The organism is Bacillus cereus, from assembly GCF_007678085.1.
GTDB classification, from domain to species: Bacteria; Bacillota; Bacilli; order Bacillales; family Bacillaceae_G; genus Bacillus_A; species Bacillus_A cereus_BE.
Window position 1 is genome coordinate 133,492 of the sequence record NZ_VEDW01000003.1, and the last position, 24,710, is coordinate 158,201.

Genomic DNA, 24,710 nt, shown 5'->3' on the forward strand with positions numbered 1-24,710 from the left:
GGGTGGAGAAACAGAGAAGCCAGGTGGAGGAACAGAAAACCCAGGTGAAGAAACAGAGAAGCCAGGTGAGGAAACAGAGAAGCCAGGTGAGGAAACAGAGAAACCGGGTGGAGAAACAGAGAAGCCAGGTGGAGGAACAGAAAACCCAGGTGAAGAAACAGAGAAGCCAGGTGAGGAAACAGAAAACCCAGGTGAAGAAACAGAGAAGCCAGGTGAGGAAACAGAGAAACCGGGTGGAGAAACAGAGAAGCCAGGTGAAGAAACAGAGAAACCGGGTGAAGAAACAGAAAAGCCAGGTGGAGAAACAGAGAAACCGGGTGAAGAAACAGAGAAACCGGGTGGAGAAACAGAAAACCCAGGTGAGGGAACAGAAAACCCAGGTGAAGAAACAGAAAACCCAGGTGAAGGAACAGAGAAGCCAGGTGAGGAAACAGAAAAGCCGGGTGAAGGAATGGAAAATGTAGATAAAGAAAACCCTACCTTACCAGAAAAAGGACAAGGTGCGTCTCATGCACAACTCCTTCCAGCTACAGGACATGATATGAATTATCTTCCATTCGTTGGTTTTGCTCTTGTTTTATTAGGGATACGTCTTAGATTTATGATTAAAAATAGCTAATAGTTTTATAAAAGGCATAAGAGAAATGTTATCTCTTATGCCTTTTAGTTTTTTGTTTAAGCTTCAATAACTTTCAGCATTCGATTTAAAAATGCGGCTGCTTCAGCACGTGTTGCTGTGCCTTTTGGTACGAATTCATTCCGTTCGTTCCCTTTTACGATTCCGTATGCGTAAACATTTTGTAATGCTTTCTTATCGTAGGCTAAATCTTGGTCAGTGAATGGTAATTTCATTTCTTTTCTATAAATCCAGTTATATTCTAATGCACGATCAATCATAATAACAGCTTCATCACGTTTTATCGTAGCGGTTGGATCAAATTTATTATTTCCACGACCACTAATGATACCTGCGCTAGCGGCACGATTAATTCCGTCTACTAAAGATGGATGTGCTTCGTTTAAGTCTGTAAATTTAGCGTTTCCAGCAGGTAAATTTAAAGCTCGTGACATTAAATTTGCAAATTCAGCTCGTGTTACGAGGCGGTTTGGCCAGTAAGAACCGTTTCCGTCACCAAACATGATTTTCCTAGCTGCTAACTGACGAATGTCTTGCTCATACCAGCCGCCTGTAATGTCGTCTTTTTCATGAGGGACTTCTGGCGGCGGAATAACATCTTTACGATTTTCATTATAGTAAGCGTTCGTGCCTTTTAAGAAAGCATCCCATTGTCCGCGCTGAATCATAAATGCAGGGCAGTTTTTTCCGCTCCAAAATTGATGCTTTTGAACGTGATCTAGAGATATGTTTAATTCGTTCATTAAATAAGCAGCTAACTTGCGTGCATTTTCTACCGCTTTCGCATAATTTCCATCACTATTCACAGCAATTTCAATTCCGATAGATTCATAGTTTCCGGTCTTATTTCCAGCATGCCAACCAACTTCATTTAATGGAAGATGTTGATAAATTTCTTTGTCATCTACTGTAAAATGCCAAGATGCTGAACGATCAGTATTTCCGCGGGCTTGGCTATCTAAGTACTTCGCATGATTTAACGCGTTAGCACCTTTACTTGTATTAGCAGTTTCATGAATTGTAATGTATTTCGGTTCCATTGCGTAGCCAGGGCGAATATTTTCATTCCCTTTTGGAACGATCATTTCTTTAAATGTAACACCATAAACGTTATTTGTAGGCAAATTAGATGGTGTTTTAAAGAAAGTTGCGCTTCTCTTTTCGATAGAACCTGTTTTTTCAAATAATGATGCTTTCGTACCTTCAAATGTAGCTGAAGGTGCATAAATCCATTTTTCAGTTCCGTTCATTTGAATTTTAAACCAGTTCCCAGCTTGTTCAGTAGGAGCTACTGTTTGTGGCTGTAATGTCGCTTCTTCTTTAAACGATTGGAAAGGGAATGAATATACTGATGTTTCTTCTGTTACAATTAATTTTTGATCCGAGAGTTTATGAATCTCTTGTACTTCTAAACTATTATTTTCCTTATTAACCCAGCCAGAACCAAACGTAGTTTGTATATAATATGCATTCCCTTTTTTCTTCGTTGCTTTTACTACAGGTTCAGCAATTTCAATATTTGTTTTGGTTTTTAAGTCGTTTGAATCGTATAGTGGAAGTTTTGTTGATAAGTGGAGAAGATATTCGCCCGAGATTTCAAGGTCGTTTTCTTCGTCATGTCTATGCTGTTTTGCATGCTCTTCAATGCTTTTTAAAGCTTGTTCATCAATAGACAATTCCGCAGTTCTCTCTATATTTTCTGCGAATGAATGGGTAGGTGCTACAAATGTTTGTAATGCCAAAGATAGTGCTAAAATGTTGTAAAGCTTTTTTTTCATAGTTGTTTTAACACGTGATAGTCTTTATTGCGTGTTAAGAGTCCTCCTTTATATGTATTTAAATTAGTAGTAAGTACTAATACGTTCTAGATTGTAACAAGAGTATATTACAATGTCTATATAACTAGGAAAAGTTCGTTAAAAATCAATATTCAGTTTGTTTTAAATAGGATATCAAAATAAGGTAAAACCTTCTGTATTGACCTGCAAACGCCCTTCAAGTAAACTAAAGAGAGTTTGCAAATGAAAAGGTGATAATGTTGTTAATTTCAATTAAAACGTTACAAGATGATCGTTTTTTACGTCCGCTGCAAAATATTGGCGGCTTATTTTTTGAAGATAGTACGATTGGATTTGAACAAGAGGAAGCAAATCTAATTGTTGATTTACACATTGAAGAGAATGTGAAAGCATCTGCTCGTTTAACAGATGTTGCTACTGGAAATGTGTATGAAGAAACATTCGCAAAAGATTTATCTGCTTTCACAGATGAAAAAGAGCGTATGAAACAAGTGAAGCACGTTGTTTCTTATGTATATCTTTCTGTTCTTCAGCAGTTAACTGGTCTTGAACAAAGCTGGGGCATTTTAACAGGAGTTCGTCCGACAAAACTTCTTCATAAAATGCTTCAAAATGGTATGTCAAAAGAAGAAGCACACCAAGAACTTCGTGAAAGCTATTTAATTCATGAAGAGAAAATCGAACTTCTTCAGCGTATTGTGGATTGCCAATTAGCGGTAGTTCCGGATTTATACCGTTTGAAAGAGGAAGTAAGTATTTATATCGGTATTCCATTCTGCCCAACAAAATGTGCATATTGTACATTCCCGGCGTATGCAATTAACGGACGCCAAGGCTCTGTTGATTCATTCTTAGGTGGTTTACATTATGAAGTTCGTGAAATTGGTAAGTTTTTAAAAGAAAAAGGTGTAACAGTTACGACGATTTATTACGGCGGTGGTACACCGACAAGTATTACAGCAGAAGAGATGGATATGCTGTATGAAGAAATGTATGAAGCGTTCCCAGATGTGAAAAATGTGCGTGAAGTAACAGTTGAGGCAGGTCGCCCAGATACAATTACGCCAGCGAAGCTAGAAGTGTTAAATAAATGGAACATTGACCGTATTAGTATTAATCCGCAGTCATACCATCAAGAAACACTAAAAGCAATTGGGCGTCATCATACTGTAGAAGAAACAATTGAGAAGTATCACTTAGCTCGTGAAATGGGAATGAACAATATTAATATGGACTTAATTATTGGTCTTCCTGGTGAAGGGCTAGATATTTTCAAGCACACGTTAGATGAGACAGAAAAGTTAATGCCAGAATCGTTAACAGTTCATACGTTATCATTTAAACGTGCTTCTGAAATGACGCAAAACAAACGTAAATATAAAGTAGCTGGTCGCGAAGAAATTACAGCGATGATGCACGAAGCAGAAGAGTGGACGCAAAAGCATAATTACGTACCATATTACCTATATCGTCAAAAGAATATTTTAGGTAACTTAGAGAACGTTGGTTATGCAATGCCGACGCAAGAAAGTATTTATAACATTGTTATTATGGAAGAAGTTCAATCAATTATCGGACTTGGTTGTGGTGCATCAAGTAAATTTGTTCATCCGAAAACAGGTGCAATTACGCACTTCGCAAATCCGAAAGATCCAAAATCATATAACGATGGCTTCGTAAAATATACAGAAGACAAACTGAAAATTTTAGAAGAGCTATTTGTATAAGAAGAAAGAGGTTGTTCCAATTTGGAACAGCCTCTTTTTATTCCACTACTTGTAGGTTGATTAAAGTTTTTCTTTATAGTGTCAGTTTTTGTCGGTGAGTCGATATATTCGAAAAAAAGCCGAAATAATTTCACTTACCGATAAGCGGAACCGTTTGTAAAACTATGTCGATAATAATCAGAAAAATTAGTCAAATCATTAGAGGACAATGTCTACTTATGGACGAAATGATAGATTTATGAAAGAGAAAAGGGGGAAATTGTTGGCATGTACATGACGATAGGGAGAATATTTGATTTAGCTGTTGGTAAGTATCCGAATAAAGAGGCGTTAGTAGAGCCGGAAAAAAACATTCGCTGGACATATAAACAGTGGGATGAGCAAATAAATAAAACGGCGCAAGCCCTGTTGAAAGAAGGGGTAAGAAAGGGAGATACTGTATCTGTTTACTTATATAATTGCCGTGAATTTGTAAACGTTTACTTAGCCTGTGCGAAAATTGGGGCAATCTTTAACCCGATTAACTTCCGTTTAAAAGCAAAAGAATTATCGTATATCCTTCAAGATGCAGCCTCAAAAGTAGTAGTCTTTGAAAAAGCGGTTGAATCAACTGTTGCCATCATTGAACGAGATTTTCCAAATTCGTCTTTTTGGTATGTAGAAGACGATACACCTTCTTATGCTAGTTCTTACCATGAAAAAGTAAATGAAGCATCAGCTGAAAAAGTAGATATTGAAGTCGATGAAATGGATTATTGTTCTATGTTATATACGAGCGGTACGACTGGTCATCCGAAAGGCGTACTACATCGCCATCGTGAAATGGCTGAGCATAGTATGATTTGTACGTATTTCATAAAATATAACAGAGATAGTGTCGGGCTTGTAGTTGCGCCTTTATATCATTGCGGGGAGTTAAATGCTGGAATCATTCCGCGCATTCAAGTTGGTGGAAAGAATGTTATTTTACATCACTTTGATACGGATAGAGTATTACATACGATTCAAGAAGAGAAGATTACGACGTTTTTTGCAGCACCGACGATGTGGAATATGTTACTGCAAAAAGATTTAACACAGTACGATTTAACTTCGATGAAGATTGGTGTTTATGGAGGAGCGGCGATGGCTCCAGCGCTAGTGAAGGAATGTAAAGAACGTCTATATATTGATCTTGTACAAATTTACGGAATGACAGAAATGGGACCAGTAGTTGCGTTTCTCGTAGAAGAAGATCAAATTACGAAAGCAGGTTCAGCGGGAACACCATGCTTTAGTCATGAAATCCGTATTGTAAAACCGAACGAAGATGCACCAGCAGAGCCGGATGATGTATTGCCTCCTTATGAAGTTGGGGAGATTATTTTGCGCGGCCCAACTATGATGGCTGGTTATCATAACCGAGAAGAAGCAAATGCAAAATCGATGTATAAAGGATGGTATCACTCTGGTGATTTAGGTTATTTCGATAAAGATGGCTATTTATTCGTCGCAGATCGTGTGGATGATATGGTAATTAGCGGAGGCGTTAATATTTATCCACGTGAAATTGAAGATTTCCTTCATAGTCATCCTGGTGTATTAGATGTTGCGGTGCTTGGTGAGCCAGATGAGTTATGGGGAGAACGTGTTGTAGCCATTGTTGTAAAGAAAGATGAAGCGATTACAGAAGAAGATTTGGAAATATATTGTAAAGAAAGTGATGAATTAGCAGATTATAAACGTCCGCGTCATTATTTATTTGTGGATGAACTTCCTCGTAATGCGAGTGGAAAATTACAGAAGTTTGTGTTGAGAGAGTCTTTAAAAGGGGCAAAAAAATAGAAAGTGGGGGATACCCACTTTCTATTTTTATTTACGTGAAAATCCTTCTTCATCAAGGTATTCCGCAGCTTCTGGATAAGAGTTGAATGTACCGTCTAAGTTTACACCAGCGTACACGTTCCACATATCATCCTCTGAGATAAGAGTAAGGATATGGCCGTCTTCGTTATGCCATTCTTCTTCTTTCGCAGGTTCTGCAGGAACTACGATTTCTTCTTGTGATAATAGTTCAATTGATTGCTCAATTACTGAACGTAACTCTTCTGCTGAAAACTCGCGGATGTTAATCATACCTTTATCATCCGTTTTATAGCCTTTAATACCATTTGCATATACAAATCCGTTTCCGTTTGGATGTAAATGATATACAACGTTCTTTTTATCTAAACGACTTTCTTCAAAGTGAAAGTTCACGCGTTTTAATGATACGTTCTTTCTTTCTAATTCAGGGAAAGATTCAATAATCGATAATTTTTCTTCAAAAGTTAGCATAGTGCCTCCAAATATATAATAAAAGATTTAATTTATCTATTATAGCACAGTTACAATGGTTTCCAAAGATAAGGCGAGGCTTATAATTGAATGCGTTTACGTCACGATACTGTAAAAAGTCGACTAACGAATATATTCTTTTAGGTGTACAATGGAACGTGGACTTAATGTGAAGGTGGTTATTATATGTTTCAAAGAATAGCAAAGGAATGTTTAGCAGGTTTTACTGTTGCGATTGTTGCGTTGCCACTTGCCATTGCGTTTGGTATTGCTGCAACGGGAACGTCTGAAGGAGCACTAGTCGGATTGTATGGTGCGATTTTTGCAGGTTTATTTGCGGCTTTATTTGGCGGGACGCCAGGTCAGGTTACGGGGCCAACTGGACCGATTACGGTTATTGCAACAGGGGTTATTGCGACGCATGGATTAGAGGCGAGTTTTATAGCCTTTATGATGGCGGGACTGTTCCAAATTTTATTTGGTGTATGTAAGCTTGGCTCTTACGTTCGATATATTCCGTATCCTGTCGTTTCAGGATTTATGAACGGTATCGCATTAATTATTATTTTAGGTGAAATGAAGCATGTGCAAAATAGTTTTCTACTCGTAGTATTAACGATTATTGTCATGATTGTTTCTGGAAAATGGATTAAGGCCATTCCATCTAGTTTAGTTGCATTAGTTGGTGTGACTGCTTTGCTTCCTTTATTTTCTTCTGCGTTAGAAGGGCTTACAGTGAAGTTACCGATTATCGGCAATCTGTCATTAAATAAGGTGATTGAAAAGATTGGAACGATTCCAGAAGCAATGCCAACGCTTCATATTCCATCTTTAAGTGGAACAGGCTTAGCGGAACTTATTTTACCAGCGCTTAGTATTGCTTTATTAGGATCGATTGACTCGTTGTTAACATCGGTCGTAATGGATAATGTGACGGGTACACGTCATAAAAGTAATAAAGAACTGGTCGGACAAGGTATCGGTAATATGGTGAGCGGATTGTTTGGCGGGTTAGCAGGGGCAGGTGCGACTGTACGGTCTATCGTTAATATAAGAAGTGGCGGTAAAACGGCGCTTTCAGCAAGTATGCATAGTGTTATATTATTTATTTTCATTATGGGACTTGGATCAGTTGTACAATACATCCCACTTGCTGTATTATCAGGTATTTTAATTTTAACTGGTATTGGCATGTTTGATTGGGAAAGCATGAAGAAAATGCATGTAGCACCAAAAGGTGATGTCATCGTTATGCTCATAACGATGGTTGTTACAGTGAAGTTTGATTTAATGATCGCTGTTGCGTTCGGTATTATTCTTTCGTTCATTATATACATGGTGAAATGTAAAGAACGTAAAGCTTCTATTGTAAAAGAAAAGGAAGCGACGTATAAAATTAAAGGCCCACTTTCTTTCTTAACAGTGGATCGTATTTTTTATGCTTTACAAGACGTAAAGTCTCCGGTTGTTTTACGTATGAAAGATGTGCGCTATATGGATGTATCAGGAGCTATGGCATTATTAAACTTTGTTGAGCAGTCGGATAAAGCGGGCGCGAGTGTGACGCTGGAACATGTACATCCGCATGTTGAAAAGACGATAGTGACGCTAGCAAACGATGAGCAAAAAGATAAATTACAATTTTTGGAAACTGAAGCGATATAATAATAAAAACTTTCACATGGAATACATTGTAGAGTGTGAAGGTTTTTATTATTTTTCCCTTTGTTTTTAATATGTGAAATTCGTATATCTAGATGTTGTACGTTTATTGATAATTGATTTTCTACACAATATAGTAACATCTTAGATTAGCAATGTGCTATTATAAGAAGGTATATGAATTTTGAGATTCCTTTATATTCAGAAGGAAGAGCTTTAAGCTGGAGGGAATATTTGATGTACAAACAGTTACCACATGGAGTGAAGATCGGGATTACGCGATCAATTGTTGTTTCTTTTGAGAAGTATATGAAAGAAATTGAATGGAATGAAGAAAAATTTGATATGCAGCAATTTGTTGAACAGTGGAAACAATATTTATACACAAAATCAACTTGGATTAATAAAGTAGATGATGAGTTGAAAGAACATCCAGATTTCCATCAAGCGTTAGCAGTGAAAGTGAATGAAAAAATTAACGAGCTTATTAATGAAGAGCCGAGCGAAGAGCAAGTAGAGCAATTAAAGAGGAATAAAGTGGAACACGTAGATGAAATGTGCAGATTAGAAGCTGAATATCATATTGAATGTTTATTAGTAACGAAGTAAATTTTACATAAAGAAAGAGCCTGTCCAAGGAGGTGTGATGACCATCTTTTTGAACAGGCTTTTTGTATGAAAAAGAATAAGAGAGGCTGCTTCTAGAAGCAGCCTCTCTTATTAGTCTTGTGGTACAAACGCTTTCCAAGAAGATAAATCCATATCTTCTTTTAATATAGATGAAGCAGGGAAGACAAATGACCACGGTTTTGTAGTGTTCGCTTTAATTTCAAGATTCGGTAATGTGAAAGCTCCTTTCACAACAACTGCACCTGCAGCATCTTCAATATGAAGAGGAAGTTGCTCTAGTTGAATCGTGTCTTTGCAACCGTTACGAATAAGAAGCGTTGTATGTAAATCACCGTTTTCTTTTCTTGCAGCTTGCAGACCTAGGAAGTTAATTTCACCATCATTTGGAGATGTTAAATTGTCTACGAAATTACGTAAAGCTTCTTTGCTTGCTTCAGGTAACTGAGCTTCCCAAGATGGGTCTAAATCTAATGCATGCTTACTTTCAAGTTCAAATGCTAATTCCCAATCTTTTTGCGATAATTCAGCATCTGTAATTGTTTCTTGCTCAAATGTAAAGATGAATGGCATATTTACATTTGCAGGAATATCTCCTAATGCAGAAAGGTTAAATGTTTTGCGAGCGCATAGTTTCTTCTCTTTATTTAGAAGGATTAATGTCACCTCTTCGAAAGAAATTGGTTTCGGAACAGTGCTGCGAATAAATACAGCTACGTCATAACCATTATCACGTTTTTCAATCTCAATTCCAGATAAAGAAATTTGATATTCTTGTAAACGTGTTAGTTCTTTATGTAAAAATTGATAAATGTATTTTTGTTCTTGTGCTACTGTACCCCAGCTTGGGTGGAAGTAAAGCGTTGGTTTTACAGTTTTATTTTCAGTATTTGTTTCTTCTTGTCCGAATAATTGATTACTAGAGACAGTTGTATCTTTTCCGCTTTTCTTAGCTCTTTTTAGAAATGATAACATAATCTTTCACCTCGTTATTGTACGTTTTCAGGAACACCTAAATGTCTTGCAACATAGCGGCACATTTCTTTTTCGAAATTACCATATGTGTATAAAAAGATATCTAAACCTTCTTTTTGATAAAGACGAGTAGGGTCTTCTTGTTGATATTGTCTTAGCCCGATGCCTTCTTTTAAGTGGGTCATTGCATCTAAGTGATTTACCCAGTTCTGATCTAGGAAATGAAGGGCAACATAGCGTAGCGACTGTTGTAAATCAGTATGGCTATTTAGTTCATTTACGCGCTCTTTATAAAGAGATAATGTTTCTTTCAAAACGGATTGTAAATCTTCCGGTGAATGTACATTATTCGCTGATAGTGATGGCATGTTTTCTACTGGTAAAATTTCGCTTATATTTTCTGTTAAACGAGCGAAATCCCATTCTTCCGGAAGCATACCTTCTAAAAGATATTGCTTAGAAATGGCTTCTACAGCATGATCAATCATTGGGATAATAATTTCAATCATATTTGTATCTTCTTGTAACAAGTTATTACGTAATTTATAAATAACGTTACGTTGGTCATTTATTACATCATCTAACTTTAAATTGTACTCACGCATTGAGAAATGGCTGCCTTCACAAATCAATTGTGTACGGTTCACGAAATCATGGACTTTAGAAGTTAGAATAAGTCCTGTTTCATCTGTTTTCAGTGATTTAGTTACTTTCTCGATTTCTTCTTGTGCGAAGCGTTTTAGCATTTCATCTTCTAAAGAAAGGAAGAACTGAGAGCTACCTGGATCTCCTTGACGACCAGCACGACCTTTTAATTGATTGTCAACGCGTCTTGATTCATGGCGTTCTGTCCCAATTACATGTAATCCACCAATTTCATGGACACCCTCGCCTAGTAAAATATCAGTACCTCGTCCGGCCATATTCGTCGCAATTGTAATTTGTCCTATTTGTCCAGCTGTTGCGATTAAATCGGCCTCTTGTTCTGCGCTTTTTGCATTTAATAATTGATATGTAATATGCGCTTCATCTAAGTAACGAGCAACGGTTTCTGATTGTAAAATAGACATTGTCCCAATTAAAATCGGGCGTCCTTGTTTATTGTGTTTTATAACATCTTCACGTACAGCTTTATATTTAGCATCGGCTGTTACGTACACGACGTCATTTTTGTCTTCACGAATGATAGGACGGTTTGTCGGAATCGGCATAACTTCCATGTTATATACACGGTTAAATTCTTTTTCTTCTGTTTTTGCTGTACCTGTCATACCAGATAATGCTGGATACATACGGAAGAAGTTTTGAATTGTAATGGACGCTTGTGTTTGGTTTTCATCAGTGATTTCTAAACCTTCTTTTGCTTCAAGAGCTTGGTGTAAACCATCACTTAAAGAGCGACCATCCATAACGCGGCCCGTGAAAATATCTACAAGTAGAATTTTTTCATCATGTACAATATAGTCAACATCACATTGGAAAGCGACATGAGCTCGTAATGCTTGAATCATATAATGGTATAAAGTTTGATGCTCTAAATCGTATAGGTTATTGATATCAAATAAATCTTCTATTTTTGTAATACCGTCTTCTGTAAAACTAGCAGATTTCGTTTCTGCATCGTACGTGTAATGAAGAGTATCCTGGAATGATTTAATAACTTTTGCACATAAATAGTGTAAATCAGAGCTGCTTGATTTCTTACCAGCGATAATAAGAGGCGTCTTCGCTTCATCAATTAAAACGCTATCAATCTCATCGATAATAGCAAAATGATAGGGACGTTGTACCTGATCACTTTTTGAAGCGGCCATATTATCACGTAAATAGTCAAAGCCAAATTCTGTTCCAATACCATATGTAATATCAGCTTCGTAAGCAAGTTTCTTTTCGGTAGGATCGATTTGAGGAATATTCAATCCAACCTTTAAGCCTAGAAATTCATGAACTTGGCCAATTAATTCTTTATCTCGTTTTGCTAAATAGTCGTTTACAGTAATTACGTGAACGCCTTTTCCTTCAAGAGCACGTACGTATGTTGGAAGAGAAGAAACTAATGTTTTTCCTTCGCCAGTTGGCATCTCTGCAATATTACCTTCTAATAGTACAAGGCCACCAATTAACTGCACATCGTAGTGACGTAATCCAAGTACACGCTTTGCTGCTTCACGTACAACAGCGAACGCCTCTACTTTTATATCATCCACTGTTTTTCCGTCGTTTAGCATGTTTTTAAATGTAATAGTTTTATGGCGTAAGTCTTCATCAGATAAATCAGATATTTTTACTTCTAGATTATTAATTTCTTGAACAAGTTGTTCATATTTTTTTAGTTTTCTCTTTTGAGAATCTCCTAACAGCTTTTTTACCGAATTCAGCATGTTGTAAACACTCCTCTTACTGACAATAGCTACATTATAGCACATGTTTATCTGGAATAAGTAGAAGTAGTAAATTGAAGAAAAAACTGGATAAAAATAAGGTGTTATGACATATGATATATTTAAAAGGCATAAAGAAAGAGAGTATTCAATGTATAATAAATTTGGTATGATAACTAAATGAGATAAAGTGAAATTTTTCTAAAAAGAGAAGAATATAGTTATCTCGTTTTATGATGTAATATGTATGGAAATTATATATTGAAAGAAAAGAGCTAGAAGATGAATAATAAGTTTGTGAAAGGCGCTGCGATTTTAACGATTACAACGTTTCTATCGAAAGTGTTGGGGAGTTTTTTTCAAATCCCGTTACAAAATATAGCCGGAGATGAAGTGCTTGGAATCTTCCGCCTTGTTTTTCCTGTATATATGATAGCCTTAACTTTATCAGTAGCGGGAGTACCGCTAGCTATATCAAAGTTAATCGCTGAACTTCATGAGAAGAATGACCAGGACGGAATTGCTAAACTATTTACGTCAGCATCTATTATTGGAGTAATATTTGGAGTGCTTGGATTTTCAGTTATTATGATTGGATCAAGTATGTTTGCAAATATGCTTGGCGGACAAGATACGAGACTTCCATTAATCATCACTTCGTTTGCTTTATTAATCGCACCATATATGGCGGTGTATCGAGGATATTTCCAAGGTTTTGGAGATATGATTCCTACCGGAGTGTCACAAGTAATTGAGCAATTCGTTCGTGTTTTCTTTATGTTAGCAATTGCATTCTTATTTGTATCTTTGAATAAAGATAGTGATGTTGTAACAGGCGGTGCAATGATTGGTTCTTGCCTTGGGGTAATTACGTCACTTATCTATTTGAGATTGAAGTATGTAAAAAGTATATATCGTTATAAAAGTAATACATATTCACTGCAAGACTTTAAAGATAATGCAAAAAAGATACTTCAGGTTTCGATTCCAATTGCAATTGGTGCATTATCGATGCCGTTGTTAAATTTAGTTGATTCTGTAACGATTCCACATATGCTACATGAATCCACTACAATGATTCAAGAACAATTTGGTATATATAGTCGTGGCTTTGCATTTACACAATTAATTGTCGTGTTTGCAAGCGCGATGGTATTTCCGTTAATCCCGTTGTTAACTGCTGCATTAACAAAGAAAGATATAGCACTAGCAAAACATACAATTGAACGAACAAATGAGCTTGCTCATGTTTTAACAACGCCGATAACAATCTGGCTCATGGCGCTTACAGTCCCGTTAAATGTTGGGTTGTTTACAGATGCTAAAGGGAGCGGCATGTTAGCTATTTTAATTGGTAGTTCGTATTTCACATCACTTATGGTATTATCAATAGGAATTTTGCAAGGCATTAACCGTTCTAAGCAAGCTGCGTGGATAGTTGTTGGAGCGAGTTTTGTAAAAGTCATATTAAATATAGTACTCGTAAGTCAATTTGGCATAACTGGCGCGGCTTATAGTACACTTATCATATATATCATGATTTGTATCGTAAATTATATATACATTCGAACAGAATTGGCTTATTCGATTCGCATGGGGAGATTTTTTGCTGTAATCGGAGTATCTAGTATAGTAGGTATAGGATTATATTTCACATCTACTGTAATAAATGTGGTAGATTCTAGACTTATTGCAGTAATATATAGTGGTTTAGCATTATGTGTGGCGTTGTTCATATATGGCATATGCGCATTAAAGTTGAACTGGATATCCAAAAAGCAAATTCCATTTTTACGTAAGTAAATTTGTCTATAAATAAGTATGGTTATTTATATGTTTGTGAAAGAAATCAATTTGAAGTTATCCAACTTTTCTTATTAAAGAGTTGATAGCAATTTGTTGAATGACAAAAAGTTGATTGCGAAATGTTGGAGGAGATTAAGAGTGCGGTTAGTTTTATCAGGATATTATGGTTTTTATAATGTTGGGGACGAAGCAATTTTGCAATCAATTATTAAAGCGCTACATGAAGAGGATCCTACTCTGGAGCTTGTTGTACTTTCGAATGACCCCGACTATACAAGAAAAATGTACGGTGTAGAGGCAGTAAATCGTTGGGATATAAGAGCAATCTATAAGGAAATAAAGAGAAGTAATGGTTTAATTAGCGGAGGGGGAAGTCTCCTTCAAGATAAAACGAGTATTAAAAGCATTTTGTACTATACAGGTATTATGCGGATTGCTCGTTTTTTGAAGAAGCCGTATTATATTTACGCGCAAGGAATTGGTCCAATTACGAAAAGACAAAATCGTTTATTAGTGAAATGGCAAGTATCAAAAGCGGCGTATATATCAGTTCGTGATGAAGATTCATTTTTGTATTTAAAAGAAATGGGTATTAAGAAAGATATCGAACTAGTTCCAGATCCAGTATTGGCATGTCAACCAGAAGGAATGAAGTCGGAGTGGCTGCAAAAACATTCGATTCAAGGGAAAGTAATTGCAGTTAGTGTGAGGTATTGGGACGCGAAAGAAGATTATATGAAGAAGCTAGCAGATACGCTGAAAAAATTTAAGCGTGATGGATATCATATTTTATTCGTACCAATGCATGGACCATTTGATCAAAATGCATCACGCGATATTATTAATTTAATGGGCGAAGAAGCTCATATGCTTCCGTATAAGTTGGATATCCATGAGAAAATTTCAATTTTGTCGGAATGTTCGCTTCTAATAGGGATGAGACTTCACGCGCTCATATTATCTGCGGTTGCTAATATTCCTATGGTCGGTGTTTCATATGATCCAAAGATTGATTCATTTTTACAACAAGTAAATCAGCCGATTATCGGAAACGTGGATGGTGACTGGACGGCTGAAACTTTGTATAATGTGGCAACGAAGCAACTAGAACAAAAAGAATATGTACAAGCAACATTGGAACAAAGAGTAGAAGAATTGAGAGAACAAATTTCAACAGCGTCTCGATACATCATAAGTGACTTGAATTCAAAAGAGTTCGAAAAAAGGGGAATGTAATCTTAATTTAAGAGGACATCCTCTTTTTTATTTTTTGAAAAAAAGAAAATGTCGAAAAAAACGAAACATTTGCAGAAAAATGTCGAATTATATAAGTGGTTTTAAATGTATGCGCATAAAAAATGAAGTTTGACAGATAAGATGTATGTTTGATAATCCTAACATTCATATATAGGTAATGTTAGGATTTTGCGTTTTAGTTGGTAATTATAAGAAAATAGGTTTGGTAATTTCGAAAAATCGGACGGTAAGAAAAGTGTCGAATTATACAAAAAATAACTGTCGATTAATGTCATAATATCTTTATAGCTGGATATTGAAATTGTAAACGTTTTTCTGCTATAGTTGTAAATGGTTATGAAAAAATTATTTGAAATGTAATTCTGACGCGTTTTTCCGTATATTTGAAATATCCCGATTTTAAAATCCAGATTTTTGAAATAAAAGTCGAAAAAACATCCGTTCAGAATTTCGAAAATTCACCTTTTTGTCGAATTTCAGATTTTTAATTGGATAAAAATGGTGTATAATTTCTTTGTGATTCTATACAAAGAATACGTTAACCACATTTATATCTACTAGTTTCAAAAATAAATAGAATATCTATTTAAAAACGTATGGAACTAGTATTACATTCCTAAGGAGGAAATATATAAAATGGCAAAGACTAACTCTTACAAAAAATTAATCGCTGGTACAATGACAGCAGCAATGGTAGCAGGTGTTGTTTCTCCAGTAGCAGCAGCAGGAAAATCATTCCCAGACGTTGAACCTGGTTCTTGGAGTGCAGAGTACATTGATTATTTAGTAGCTAAAAAAGCAATCGAAGGTAAGCCAGACGGAACATTCGCTCCAACTGAAGCAATTGATCGTGCTTCTGCAGCAAAAATTATGGCAATTACATTAGGTTTAGAAGTTAAAGATGGTGCAACACCAACTTTCAAAGATGCTAAAGATTCATGGGCTGCTAAATATATCGCAGCTGTTGAACAAGCTGGTGTTATTTTAGGTGATGGAACTGGTAACTTCAATCCAAACAATAAAATTGACCGTGCTTCTATGGCATCTATGATTGTAAAAGCTTACAAATTAGAAAGCAAAGTAAGTGGAAAATTAGAAACTACATTCCCTGATTTAAAAGATCACTGGGGTGAAAAAGATGCTAACATCTTAGTTGCTTTAGGTATTACTAATGGTACTGGTAATGGTTGGGAGCCAGATAAATCAGTAACTCGTGCAGAAGCTGCTAAATTCATTGCTAAGACTGACAAAGAGTTCGGTAAAGAAGCAGTAACAGTTGAATCTGCTAAAGCAGTTACAACTCAAAAAGTAGAAGTTAAATTCAGCAAAGCTGTTGAAAAATTAACTAAAGAAGACGTTAAAGTAGCTAACAAAGCTAACAACGATAAAGTATTAGTTAAAGATGTAAAATTATCAGATGACAAAAAATCTGCTACAGTTGAATTATATAGCAACTTAGCGGCTAAACAAACTTACACTGTAGATGTAAACAAAGTTGGTAAAGCAGAAGTAACTGTAGGTTCTTTAGAAGCAAAAACAATTGAAATGGCTGACCAAACAGTTGTAGCTGATGTGGCAACTGAATTAAAATACACAGTTAAAGATGAAAACGGTACTGAGGTTGTTTCACCAGCAGGTATCGAATTTGTAACTCCAGCTGCAGTTGAAAACGGAAAAATTACTTTAGCAAAAGGTACTTCAACTACTGTAAAAGCTGTTTATAAAAAAGACGGTAAAGTAGTAGCTGAAAGTAAAGAAGTAAAAGTTTCTGCTGAAGGTATCGCAGTATCTGCAATCTCTAACTGGACAGTAGTTCCTAATGCAACAGATGCTAAATTTGATGCAACTGACTTCAAACAAAACAATAAAGTATATGAAAACGATGACGCTGTTTTAAAAGTTCAATTAAAAGACCAATTTGGTACTGTAGTAACTGATGTAACTAAACTAAAAGTAGAATTTGAATCTTTAAATACAGAAGCAGTAGTAGTAGACAAAGCTACTGGTAAAATTACTGTATTAGGTACAGGTGGAAAAGCACCAGTAAAAGTAACTGTTAAAGATGAAAATGGTAAAGAACTTGCTTCAAAAACAGTTGAAATTGAAGCTTTTGCTCAAAAAGCAATGAAAGAAATTAAATTAGAAAAAACTAACGTAGCTCTTTCTACACAAGATGTAACAGACTTAAAAGTAAAAGCTCCAGTTCTAGATCAATACGGTAAAGAGTTCGCAGCTCCTGTAGCAGTGAAAGTACTTGATAAAGATGGTAAAGAAGTTGCAAGCAAAGACTTTGCTAAATATGTGAATAAAGAATTAGTTTTAAATGCAAAAGGACAAGCTGCTGGTAAATATACAGTAGAATTAACTGCAAAATCTGGTGAAAAAGAAGCTAAAGCTACATTAACTTTAGAATTAAAAGATCCAGGTGCATTCTCTAAATATGAAGTTCGTGGCTTAGAAAAAGAGTTAGATAAATATGTTACGGATGAAAACAAAAAGAATGAAATGACAGTTGCAGTTCTTCCTGTGGATGCAAACGGATTAGTATTAGCTGGTAAAGAAGCAGCTACAATTGAAGTAACTACAACAGATAAAGAGGGTAAAGAAGTACCTGCAGATGCGACTAAAGTAGCTGTGAATAAGGAAACTGGAACAATTACTGTAAGTCCACAAGCAAAAGCTGGTGAAACTTATAAAGTTGCTGTTAAATTACAAGATGGTAAATTAATCACAACTCACTCATTCAAAGTTGTTGATACAGCACCAGCTGCTAAAGAATTAGCAGTAGAATTTACAAGCACATCTCTTAAAGAGGTAGCTCCAAACGCTGATTTAAAAGCTGCACTTCTAGATATCTTGTCTGTTGATGGTGTACCTGCAACTACAGCAAAAGCAACAGTTTCTAAAGTAGAATTTGTTTCTGCTGACACAAATGTTGTAGCTGAGAATGGTACATTTGCTGCAAAAGGTACAACATCTATCTATGTGAAAGGCATGACAGTTGTAAAAGATGGAAAAACACAAGAAGTAAAATTTGATAAAGCTGTACAAGTTACAGTTTCTATTAAAGAAGCAGCACAAAACTAATTTAAAATCATTTGATACATGAAATGATTAATAAAAGCCTATGAGAAAATAGACAAAAGTCTATGAGTATCATAGGCTTTTTATTTTGATCTTACTTCATGTACATTTGAGATTAAAGGGAATAGTTTTATTGAGAAACAAATCGAAAACGGTTTCAAAAATAGAGGAACACCCCATTGATATGTAAATTATTTGTAAATTCACACCTTTTTTTGTTAAAAAAACATTCGAAAAGAAGAATAAAATGTCGAAATACAATAATTTCAGTCGAATGTAGTCTGAAAATTGTATTTATTGTAAAAAATATTTGAGTGATAAAGTGGAAATATGTGCTATAATTCCAATTGTGTATTCGATATGAAAAATATACGAAGCGCAGTGAGAGTGGTTTAGCGGAAAACAGTTTATTCATTTCTATATTTGAGTATTATTAATATAAAAATAATACGATAAAAAGACTGAATTATCAGAATGTGTCGAATCTTCTTTTGAGAAAGTTCTTGATAACGAATGGTTTTGTATAGTATGATGAACTTGTTTCAAAAAATGGTATTTAAACCTTATATTTACATCTAACGGTTTGTATCATTTTATTATGTGAACTACTTTTCATTATAGTATTTTTGTTTGTGTTTTTATTGTTTTATGGCTTTTCTAACTAGCTAGTTTTCAAATTTAATATGATATGAAACTAGTAGCATATTCCTGAAGGAGGAAATTTATAAAATGGCAAAGACTAACTCTTACAAAAAAGTAATCGCAGGTACGATGACAGCAGCAATGGTAGCAGGTGTTGTTTCTCCAGTAGCAGCAGCAGGTAAAACATTCCCAGACGTTCCAGCTAATCATTGGGGATTAGATTCTATCAATTACTTAGTAGATAAAGGTGCAATCGAAGGTAAGCCGGATGGTACATACGCTCCAGCTGAAGAAATTGATCGTGCTTCTGCTGCGAAAATTATGGCAATTACATTAGGTTTAAAAGTTGAAGAGGGTGCACAACCATCTTTCAAAGATGCTAAAAATCATTGGGCTTCTAAATACATTGCAGCTGTTGAAAAAGCGGGTGTTGTTAGAGGTGATGGTAAAGAAAACTTCGCTCCAGATAAAAAGATTGACCGTGCTTCTTTCGCTTCTATGATCGTAGGTGCTTATAACTTAAAAGATAAAGTGAACGGCGAGTTAGTTACAAAATTTGAAGATTTATTAGATCATTGGGGTGAAGAAAAAGCCAACATCCTAATCCACCTTGGACTTTCTGAAGGAACAGGCGGTAACAAATGGGAGCCAGACAAATCTGTATCTCGTGCAGAAGCAGCTAAATTTATCGCAGTAGCAGATAAAAAATATGGTAAAAAAGATAATGCACAAGCATATGTAACTGATGTAAAAATTTCTGAACCAACGAAATTAACATTAACAGGTACTGGTTTAGATAAGCTTGCTGCTGCTGATGTAACTCTTGAAGGAGACAAAGCTGTTGCGATTGAAGCAAGTGCTGACGGTACTTCTGCAGTTGTAACACTTGGTGGTAAAGTAGCTCCAAATAAGGATCTTACTGTAAAAGTGAAAAATCAATCATTCGTAACGAAATTCGTATACGAAGTTAAAAAATTAGCAGTTGAAAAACTTACATTTGATGATGATCGTGCTGGTCAAGCAGTTGTCTTCAAATTAAACGACGAAAAAGGTAACGCTGATGTTGAGTACTTAAACTTAGCAAACCATGACGTCAAATTTGTAGCAAATAACTTAGACGGTTCACCAGCATACATCTTTGAGGGTGGAAACGCTACTTCTTCTACAGGTAAACTTGGTGTTGGTCTTTCGCACGGTGACTACAAAGTAGAAGTACAAGTTACAAAACGCGGTGGTTTAACAGTTTCTAACACTGGTATTATTACAGTGAAAAACCTTGATACACCAGCTTCAGCAATTAAAAACACTGTATTTGCAGTAGATGCGGATAAAAACGGTGTAGTATACGGTAATACACTTACTGGAAAAGACTTCAAGCTAAACAGCCAAACGTTAGTAGTTGGTGAAAAAGCACAAATCCATAACGTAGTAGCTACAATTGCTGGGGAAGATAAAGTTGTTGATCCAAACTCAATCAGCATTAAATCTTCAAACCACGGTATTATTTCTGTAGTAAACAACTACATTACTGCTGAGGCTGCTGGTGAAGCAACACTTACTATTAAAGTAGGCGACGTAACGAAAGACGTTAAATTTAAAGTAACTACTGATTCTCGTACATTAAAGTCAGTAAAAGCTAACCCAGATAAATTACAAGTTGTTCAAAATAAAACATTACCTGTTACATTCGTAACGACTGACCAATATGGCGATCCATTTGGTGCTAACGTAGCTGCAATTAAAGAAGTTCTTCCAAAAACTGGTGTAGTTGCAGAAGGTGGATTAGAAGTAGTAACGACTGATTCTGGTTCAATTGGTACAAAAACTATTGGTGTTACAGGTAACGAAGTAGGAGAAGGTACAGTTCACTTCCAAAATGCTAACGGTGAAACTCTAGGTTCATTATATGTGAACGTAACAGAAGGTAACGTTGCATTCAAAAACTTCGAACTTGTATCTAAAGTAGGTCAATACGGCCAATCACCTGATACAAAACTTGACCTAAATGTTTCTAACACAGTTGCATATCAATTATCTAAGTACACTTCAGATCGCGTATACTCTGATCCTGAAAACTTAGAAGGTTATGTAGTTGAATCTAAAAATCCAGCTGTAGCTGAAGCTAAAATTGTTGGGAATAAAGTTGTTGTTACAGGTAAAACTCCAGGTAAAGTTGATATCCACTTAACGAAAAATGGTGCAACTGCTGGTAAAGCGACAGTTGAAATTGTTCAAGAGAAAATCGCTATTAAATCTGTAAACTTCAAACCAGTTCAAACAGAAAACTTCGTTGAGAAGAAAATTAACATTGGTACTGTATTAGAACTTGAAGGAAGTAACCTTGATGATATCGTTAAAGGCATTAACTTAACGAAAGATACACAACATAAAGTACGTGTTGTAAAATCTGGTGATAACCAAGGTAAACTTTACCTTGATACTAATGGCAATGCTCACTTCGATAAATTCGATCAAGAGCTTGGTCATGTAACAGTATCTCAAACAAGTGATTCTGTACTTCCAAACTTCAATCCAGACATTTACAATACTTTAACTACTAAGTACACTGACAAAGGTACATTAGTATTCAAAGTATTAGGTCAGAAAGATGTTCTAACAAGCGAAATCGGTTCACAAGCTGTACATGTGAACGTGCTTAACAACCCAAATCTATAAGTCAATTATAGATAGAATGAAAAATCAGTGGGGATGAATCCCCACTGATTTTTTTATTATCTCTTAATAGAAAGAAGCCTCTTGTACATTTACAAGAGGCTTCTTTCTATTTCTTAAACTTAAACATATCCCCACTTAAATTCGAATCACTATACACGAACAATACCATGTTAATGTTGTTGTCTTTAATGTATTGATATACATCTTTTTCGTGATAGTGACGCAGGTCGAGGATGGATGTATGTTTAAAGCTTTGTGCTAAGTGCGGCACGATTGCGTTTGCGAATGAGTCTTTTAGGACTAAGGCGCGTACTTCATTTGGTGCATTGTTATTTTCGATAACGATTTCTGGATAGTCGTCCGTGTAATAACCTGCGTATGATGTTGTATCTTTTTGTTTTTCTATGCCGTATATGTCATCTAAGTTTTGGTGAACAGTACCTGTCACATCTTTTGCGGTTACGCTTGTGAAATTGAAACCGTCTTTCGGTGTGTAGTAGCACAATTTTTCACCAGTGGCATCGATGAGTTGGTATAGTTGGTTGTTGAAGCTTCCGACTAAATGTTTATTTTGCGCACATGTACGAGTGTAGTCTTCTTTTTTTATTTCTTTTCCTTTATATATAGAAGATTCTTGTCCGATTGTATTCATTATATATTGGTAGCCTACGAAGGCACCGTCCATATTCCAATGATGATCTGTTTTGAAATACATGTCCTGTATTTCTTCGTTCGTATAGTTCTGTTTGAATTGCTCCATCAGTTTTATTGGCTTTACGTCAGCAGGAAGTTTTTTTAGAAAGTAATTTAAATTGTCCTGTGCATATGTGTAAATATGAGAAGGTAATTTAAATGATAAAGCATTCGTTTTTGACGGTGGTAAAGCAAAGTAAAACTCAACGTTTTGTTCTTTTGAAAACTGAGATAAGTCGTTTATAGCGGGCATGGATTGATCAATTTCATTATATTTTTTCGTCCACGCCGGATTTTTAAGGAGCCATTTATCATCAGTCAAAATAATGTCGTTAATGAGAGATTTTCCTATATTAATTTGAGCAATTGTATAGCTTTTAATAAATTCATCTCGTCCGATTAGTTGATCATTTGTGTATGTTTCAAAATCTTTAAAGAAGCTACCAGTTAGGAGAGCTTCTTTCGTAAGTGCTGGTTTTTGAGCGAGCGGCCGATTTTCAACTGGTGAAATGGCTCGGTCTGTTTTGAGAAACGATAATATGCCAAATGAAAAGATAATGGTGAGAAAACCGATTAATAGGATGAGGTTTCCTAATTTTTTCATAGTAACTTTTCCTTCCCATATAAGTTAAAACCTGAAATAAATAAATGGATTATATGTTGAGTTAATCAAGTACATAACTGAAATCATAAATAATGTTAGTAGTAATATAGGACGTACAATTTGCATCGTGAACATATACGTTTTTGGCGCAAGTTCTAGTATGTTTTTCATGCGTTTTAAAATTGGGGTCGCTGCGATACAGGCAATGAGAAATACGATAATGTATTCATGTACGTATAACATGGTATTGTCATCAATGAAAGATTGTCCCCCTATGCCGAACATCGCTTTTAAATATTGGAATGAGTAAGCGAAGTTGTCAGCTCGGAAGAAGACCCAACCAATCATAACGATTAGTAATACGTATGCATGTTGCAGCGGTTTCCATAGTTTGTTTAATATTTTTTCGAATCCAGCTTTTTCAATTGAAATAATAAAGCCGTAATATAAGCCCCATACGATAAATGTCCAACTCGCTCCGTGCCATAAACCAGTTAATCCCCATACGATGAAGAGATTACGATAATTCACTAGTTTGGAAACGCGGTTTCCGCCGAGCGGTATATATATGTAATCGCGGAACCAAGAACCAAGTGTAATATGCCATCTTCTCCAAAATTCTGAAATAGATTTAGAGATGTACGGGTAGTTGAAGTTTTTCGGGAAATCAAATCCGAACATTTTTCCAATTCCGATTGCCATATCAGAGTACCCTGAGAAATCGAAATAAATTTGCAGGGTGTAGGCGATAATACCAATCCATGCCGTTCCAACACTTATTTCAGATGGTGGTAAGGCAAATATTTTATCGGCTACAAATCCGACTTGGTTGGCGATTAATATCTTTTTTGCTAGTCCGAGAACGAAAATTTGAATGCCTTCTGTGAATCGTTCAAAAGAATGGATGCGCGTTTTAATTTGCTCAGCGACGATATTGTAACGAACAATTGGTCCGGCAATAAGCTGAGGGAAAATAGATATATATAGCGCTAAGTTAAGTGGATTTTTTTGAACTTCTCCATCTTTACGGTATATATCGATGACATAGGACATCGCTTGGAATGTATAAAATGAAATTCCGATTGGTAGTGGAATAGGTTCCACATGAATAGATAAATGTAAAGCGTTGTTTAAAATGTCTGTGAAAAATGAAATATATTTAAAATAAGACAGTAATAAAATATTTCCGACCACAGCCATAATTAAAAATGTGACTTTCATATTTTTTCGTTTATCATAATGATGCACGAGTAGGCCGAAGCAGTAGTTTAATACAATAGAAAAGAGCATTAAAAGAACGAAACGTGGTTCGCCCCATGCATAGAAAATTAAACTAAATGCAAGTAATACGAAATTACGTAGCTCGGCACGCACTATAAAATAGAAAAATAATACGAGAGGTAAAAAGATAAATAAGAAAATCGAACTACTAAATACCAAAGGACTCTCCTCACTTTTTCGAAATACATTTCGTGCAAAAAAACCGACATATCTATTATATATTCTTTTATATAATAGTGCCTTTAATATTTTATCATGTTAATAATTCGATTAAAATAATTCTTCTATATAAATAGTTTCTAATTTCATACATAAGAAAGTGTGCCATTAGTGTTTTTTAAATGGAAAAGAAGGTATTTGAGTGATTTATCCCGCTTTAATGGGCAGTAAGACCCCCACCTTAAAATTCAGCGAAAGCAAAGATGTTAGGTGGGGGTCGGGCTGCCCATTAAAGTCCGATTGGTGAGGGCTAATAATCAGTGGGGGATGAAGAAAACCCCACTGATTAAAGTTTCACTTTATGGGAATTATTAATTGTGAGAT

At 35.6% G+C, this 24,710-nt stretch carries 14 protein-coding genes and 1 pseudogene; 9 read left to right on the forward strand and 6 right to left on the reverse strand.

Translation table 11 applies throughout. The features are described from left to right. A pseudogene (locus FS742_RS14375) lies at positions 1 to 619 on the forward strand (hypothetical protein); the annotation flags it as partial. Between the two features lie 56 nt (positions 620 to 675). On the opposite strand, the gene FS742_RS14380 reads toward FS742_RS14375, so the two are convergent. After that, positions 676 to 2,415 carry an S-layer homology domain-containing protein gene (locus FS742_RS14380; protein ID WP_144613125.1) on the reverse strand — a complete coding sequence of 580 codons (1,740 nt, stop codon included), beginning with the start codon at positions 2,413 to 2,415 and terminating at the stop codon, positions 676 to 678. A 257-nt stretch (positions 2,416 to 2,672) separates the two neighbouring features. Here FS742_RS14380 and FS742_RS14385 point away from each other — a divergent pair, with 257 nt between their 5' ends. Next, on the forward strand, positions 2,673 to 4,163 hold the full coding sequence (locus FS742_RS14385; RefSeq protein ID WP_144613127.1) for a coproporphyrinogen III oxidase: 1,491 nt from the start codon (positions 2,673 to 2,675) through the stop codon (positions 4,161 to 4,163). 267 nt (positions 4,164 to 4,430) lie between these two features. Beyond that, positions 4,431 to 5,987 (forward strand): fatty acid--CoA ligase, encoded by a 1,557-nt coding sequence (locus tag FS742_RS14390; protein WP_144613129.1) that lies wholly within the window; start codon positions 4,431 to 4,433, stop codon positions 5,985 to 5,987. Positions 5,988 to 6,014: 27 nt separating this feature from the next. On the opposite strand, the gene FS742_RS14395 is transcribed toward FS742_RS14390, so the two are convergent. After that, a complete protein-coding gene (locus FS742_RS14395) occupies positions 6,015 to 6,479 on the reverse strand; it encodes a hypothetical protein (RefSeq protein ID WP_000955004.1) in 465 nt (154 codons plus the stop codon). Positions 6,480 to 6,665: 186 nt separating this feature from the next. Between FS742_RS14395 and FS742_RS14400 the strand changes: the two genes are divergently transcribed. After that, positions 6,666 to 8,144: a SulP family inorganic anion transporter gene (locus tag FS742_RS14400; protein WP_144613131.1), complete on the forward strand. Its 1,479-nt coding sequence runs from the start codon at positions 6,666 to 6,668 to the stop codon at positions 8,142 to 8,144. Positions 8,145 to 8,378: 234 nt separating this feature from the next. Then, entirely contained in the window at positions 8,379 to 8,750 is a 372-nt protein-coding gene (locus tag FS742_RS14405) for a hypothetical protein (protein WP_144613133.1), read from the forward strand. A gap of 111 nt (positions 8,751 to 8,861) precedes the next feature. Here FS742_RS14405 and FS742_RS14410 read toward each other — a convergent pair whose 3' ends face one another. After that, a complete protein-coding gene (locus FS742_RS14410; protein WP_144613135.1) occupies positions 8,862 to 9,743 on the reverse strand; it encodes an accessory Sec system S-layer assembly protein in 882 nt (293 codons plus the stop codon). A 14-nt stretch (positions 9,744 to 9,757) separates the two neighbouring features. Beyond that, complete coding sequence (secA2, locus tag FS742_RS14415) at positions 9,758 to 12,124, reverse strand: accessory Sec system translocase SecA2 (RefSeq protein ID WP_144613137.1); 2,367 nt, start codon at positions 12,122 to 12,124, stop codon at positions 9,758 to 9,760. Positions 12,125 to 12,406: 282 nt separating this feature from the next. On the opposite strand from secA2, the gene FS742_RS14420 reads away from it, so the two are divergent. From FS742_RS14420 to FS742_RS14435, 4 genes are all read left to right on the forward strand, one after another. Continuing rightward, on the forward strand, positions 12,407 to 13,927 hold the full coding sequence (locus FS742_RS14420; protein WP_144613139.1) for a putative polysaccharide biosynthesis protein: 1,521 nt from the start codon (positions 12,407 to 12,409) through the stop codon (positions 13,925 to 13,927). Positions 13,928 to 14,068: 141 nt separating this feature from the next. Beyond that, positions 14,069 to 15,166 (forward strand): polysaccharide pyruvyl transferase CsaB, encoded by a 1,098-nt coding sequence (gene csaB / locus FS742_RS14425; RefSeq protein ID WP_144613141.1) that lies wholly within the window; start codon positions 14,069 to 14,071, stop codon positions 15,164 to 15,166. Between the two features lie 657 nt (positions 15,167 to 15,823). Then, positions 15,824 to 18,274 carry an S-layer homology domain-containing protein gene (locus tag FS742_RS14430; protein ID WP_144613143.1) on the forward strand — a complete coding sequence of 817 codons (2,451 nt, stop codon included), beginning with the start codon at positions 15,824 to 15,826 and terminating at the stop codon, positions 18,272 to 18,274. A 726-nt stretch (positions 18,275 to 19,000) separates the two neighbouring features. Further along, positions 19,001 to 21,589 carry an S-layer homology domain-containing protein gene (locus tag FS742_RS14435; protein WP_144613145.1) on the forward strand — a complete coding sequence of 863 codons (2,589 nt, stop codon included), beginning with the start codon at positions 19,001 to 19,003 and terminating at the stop codon, positions 21,587 to 21,589. 106 nt (positions 21,590 to 21,695) lie between these two features. Here FS742_RS14435 and patB1 read toward each other — a convergent pair whose 3' ends face one another. Together patB1 and FS742_RS14445 are read right to left on the reverse strand one after the other, a co-directional pair. Next, complete coding sequence (gene patB1 / locus FS742_RS14440; RefSeq protein WP_144613147.1) at positions 21,696 to 22,886, reverse strand: secondary cell wall polysaccharide O-acetyltransferase PatB1; 1,191 nt, start codon at positions 22,884 to 22,886, stop codon at positions 21,696 to 21,698. Positions 22,887 to 22,910: 24 nt separating this feature from the next. After that, positions 22,911 to 24,326 carry an MBOAT family O-acyltransferase gene (locus FS742_RS14445; RefSeq protein ID WP_144613149.1) on the reverse strand — a complete coding sequence of 472 codons (1,416 nt, stop codon included), beginning with the start codon at positions 24,324 to 24,326 and terminating at the stop codon, positions 22,911 to 22,913. Positions 24,327 to 24,710 lie beyond the last annotated feature (384 nt).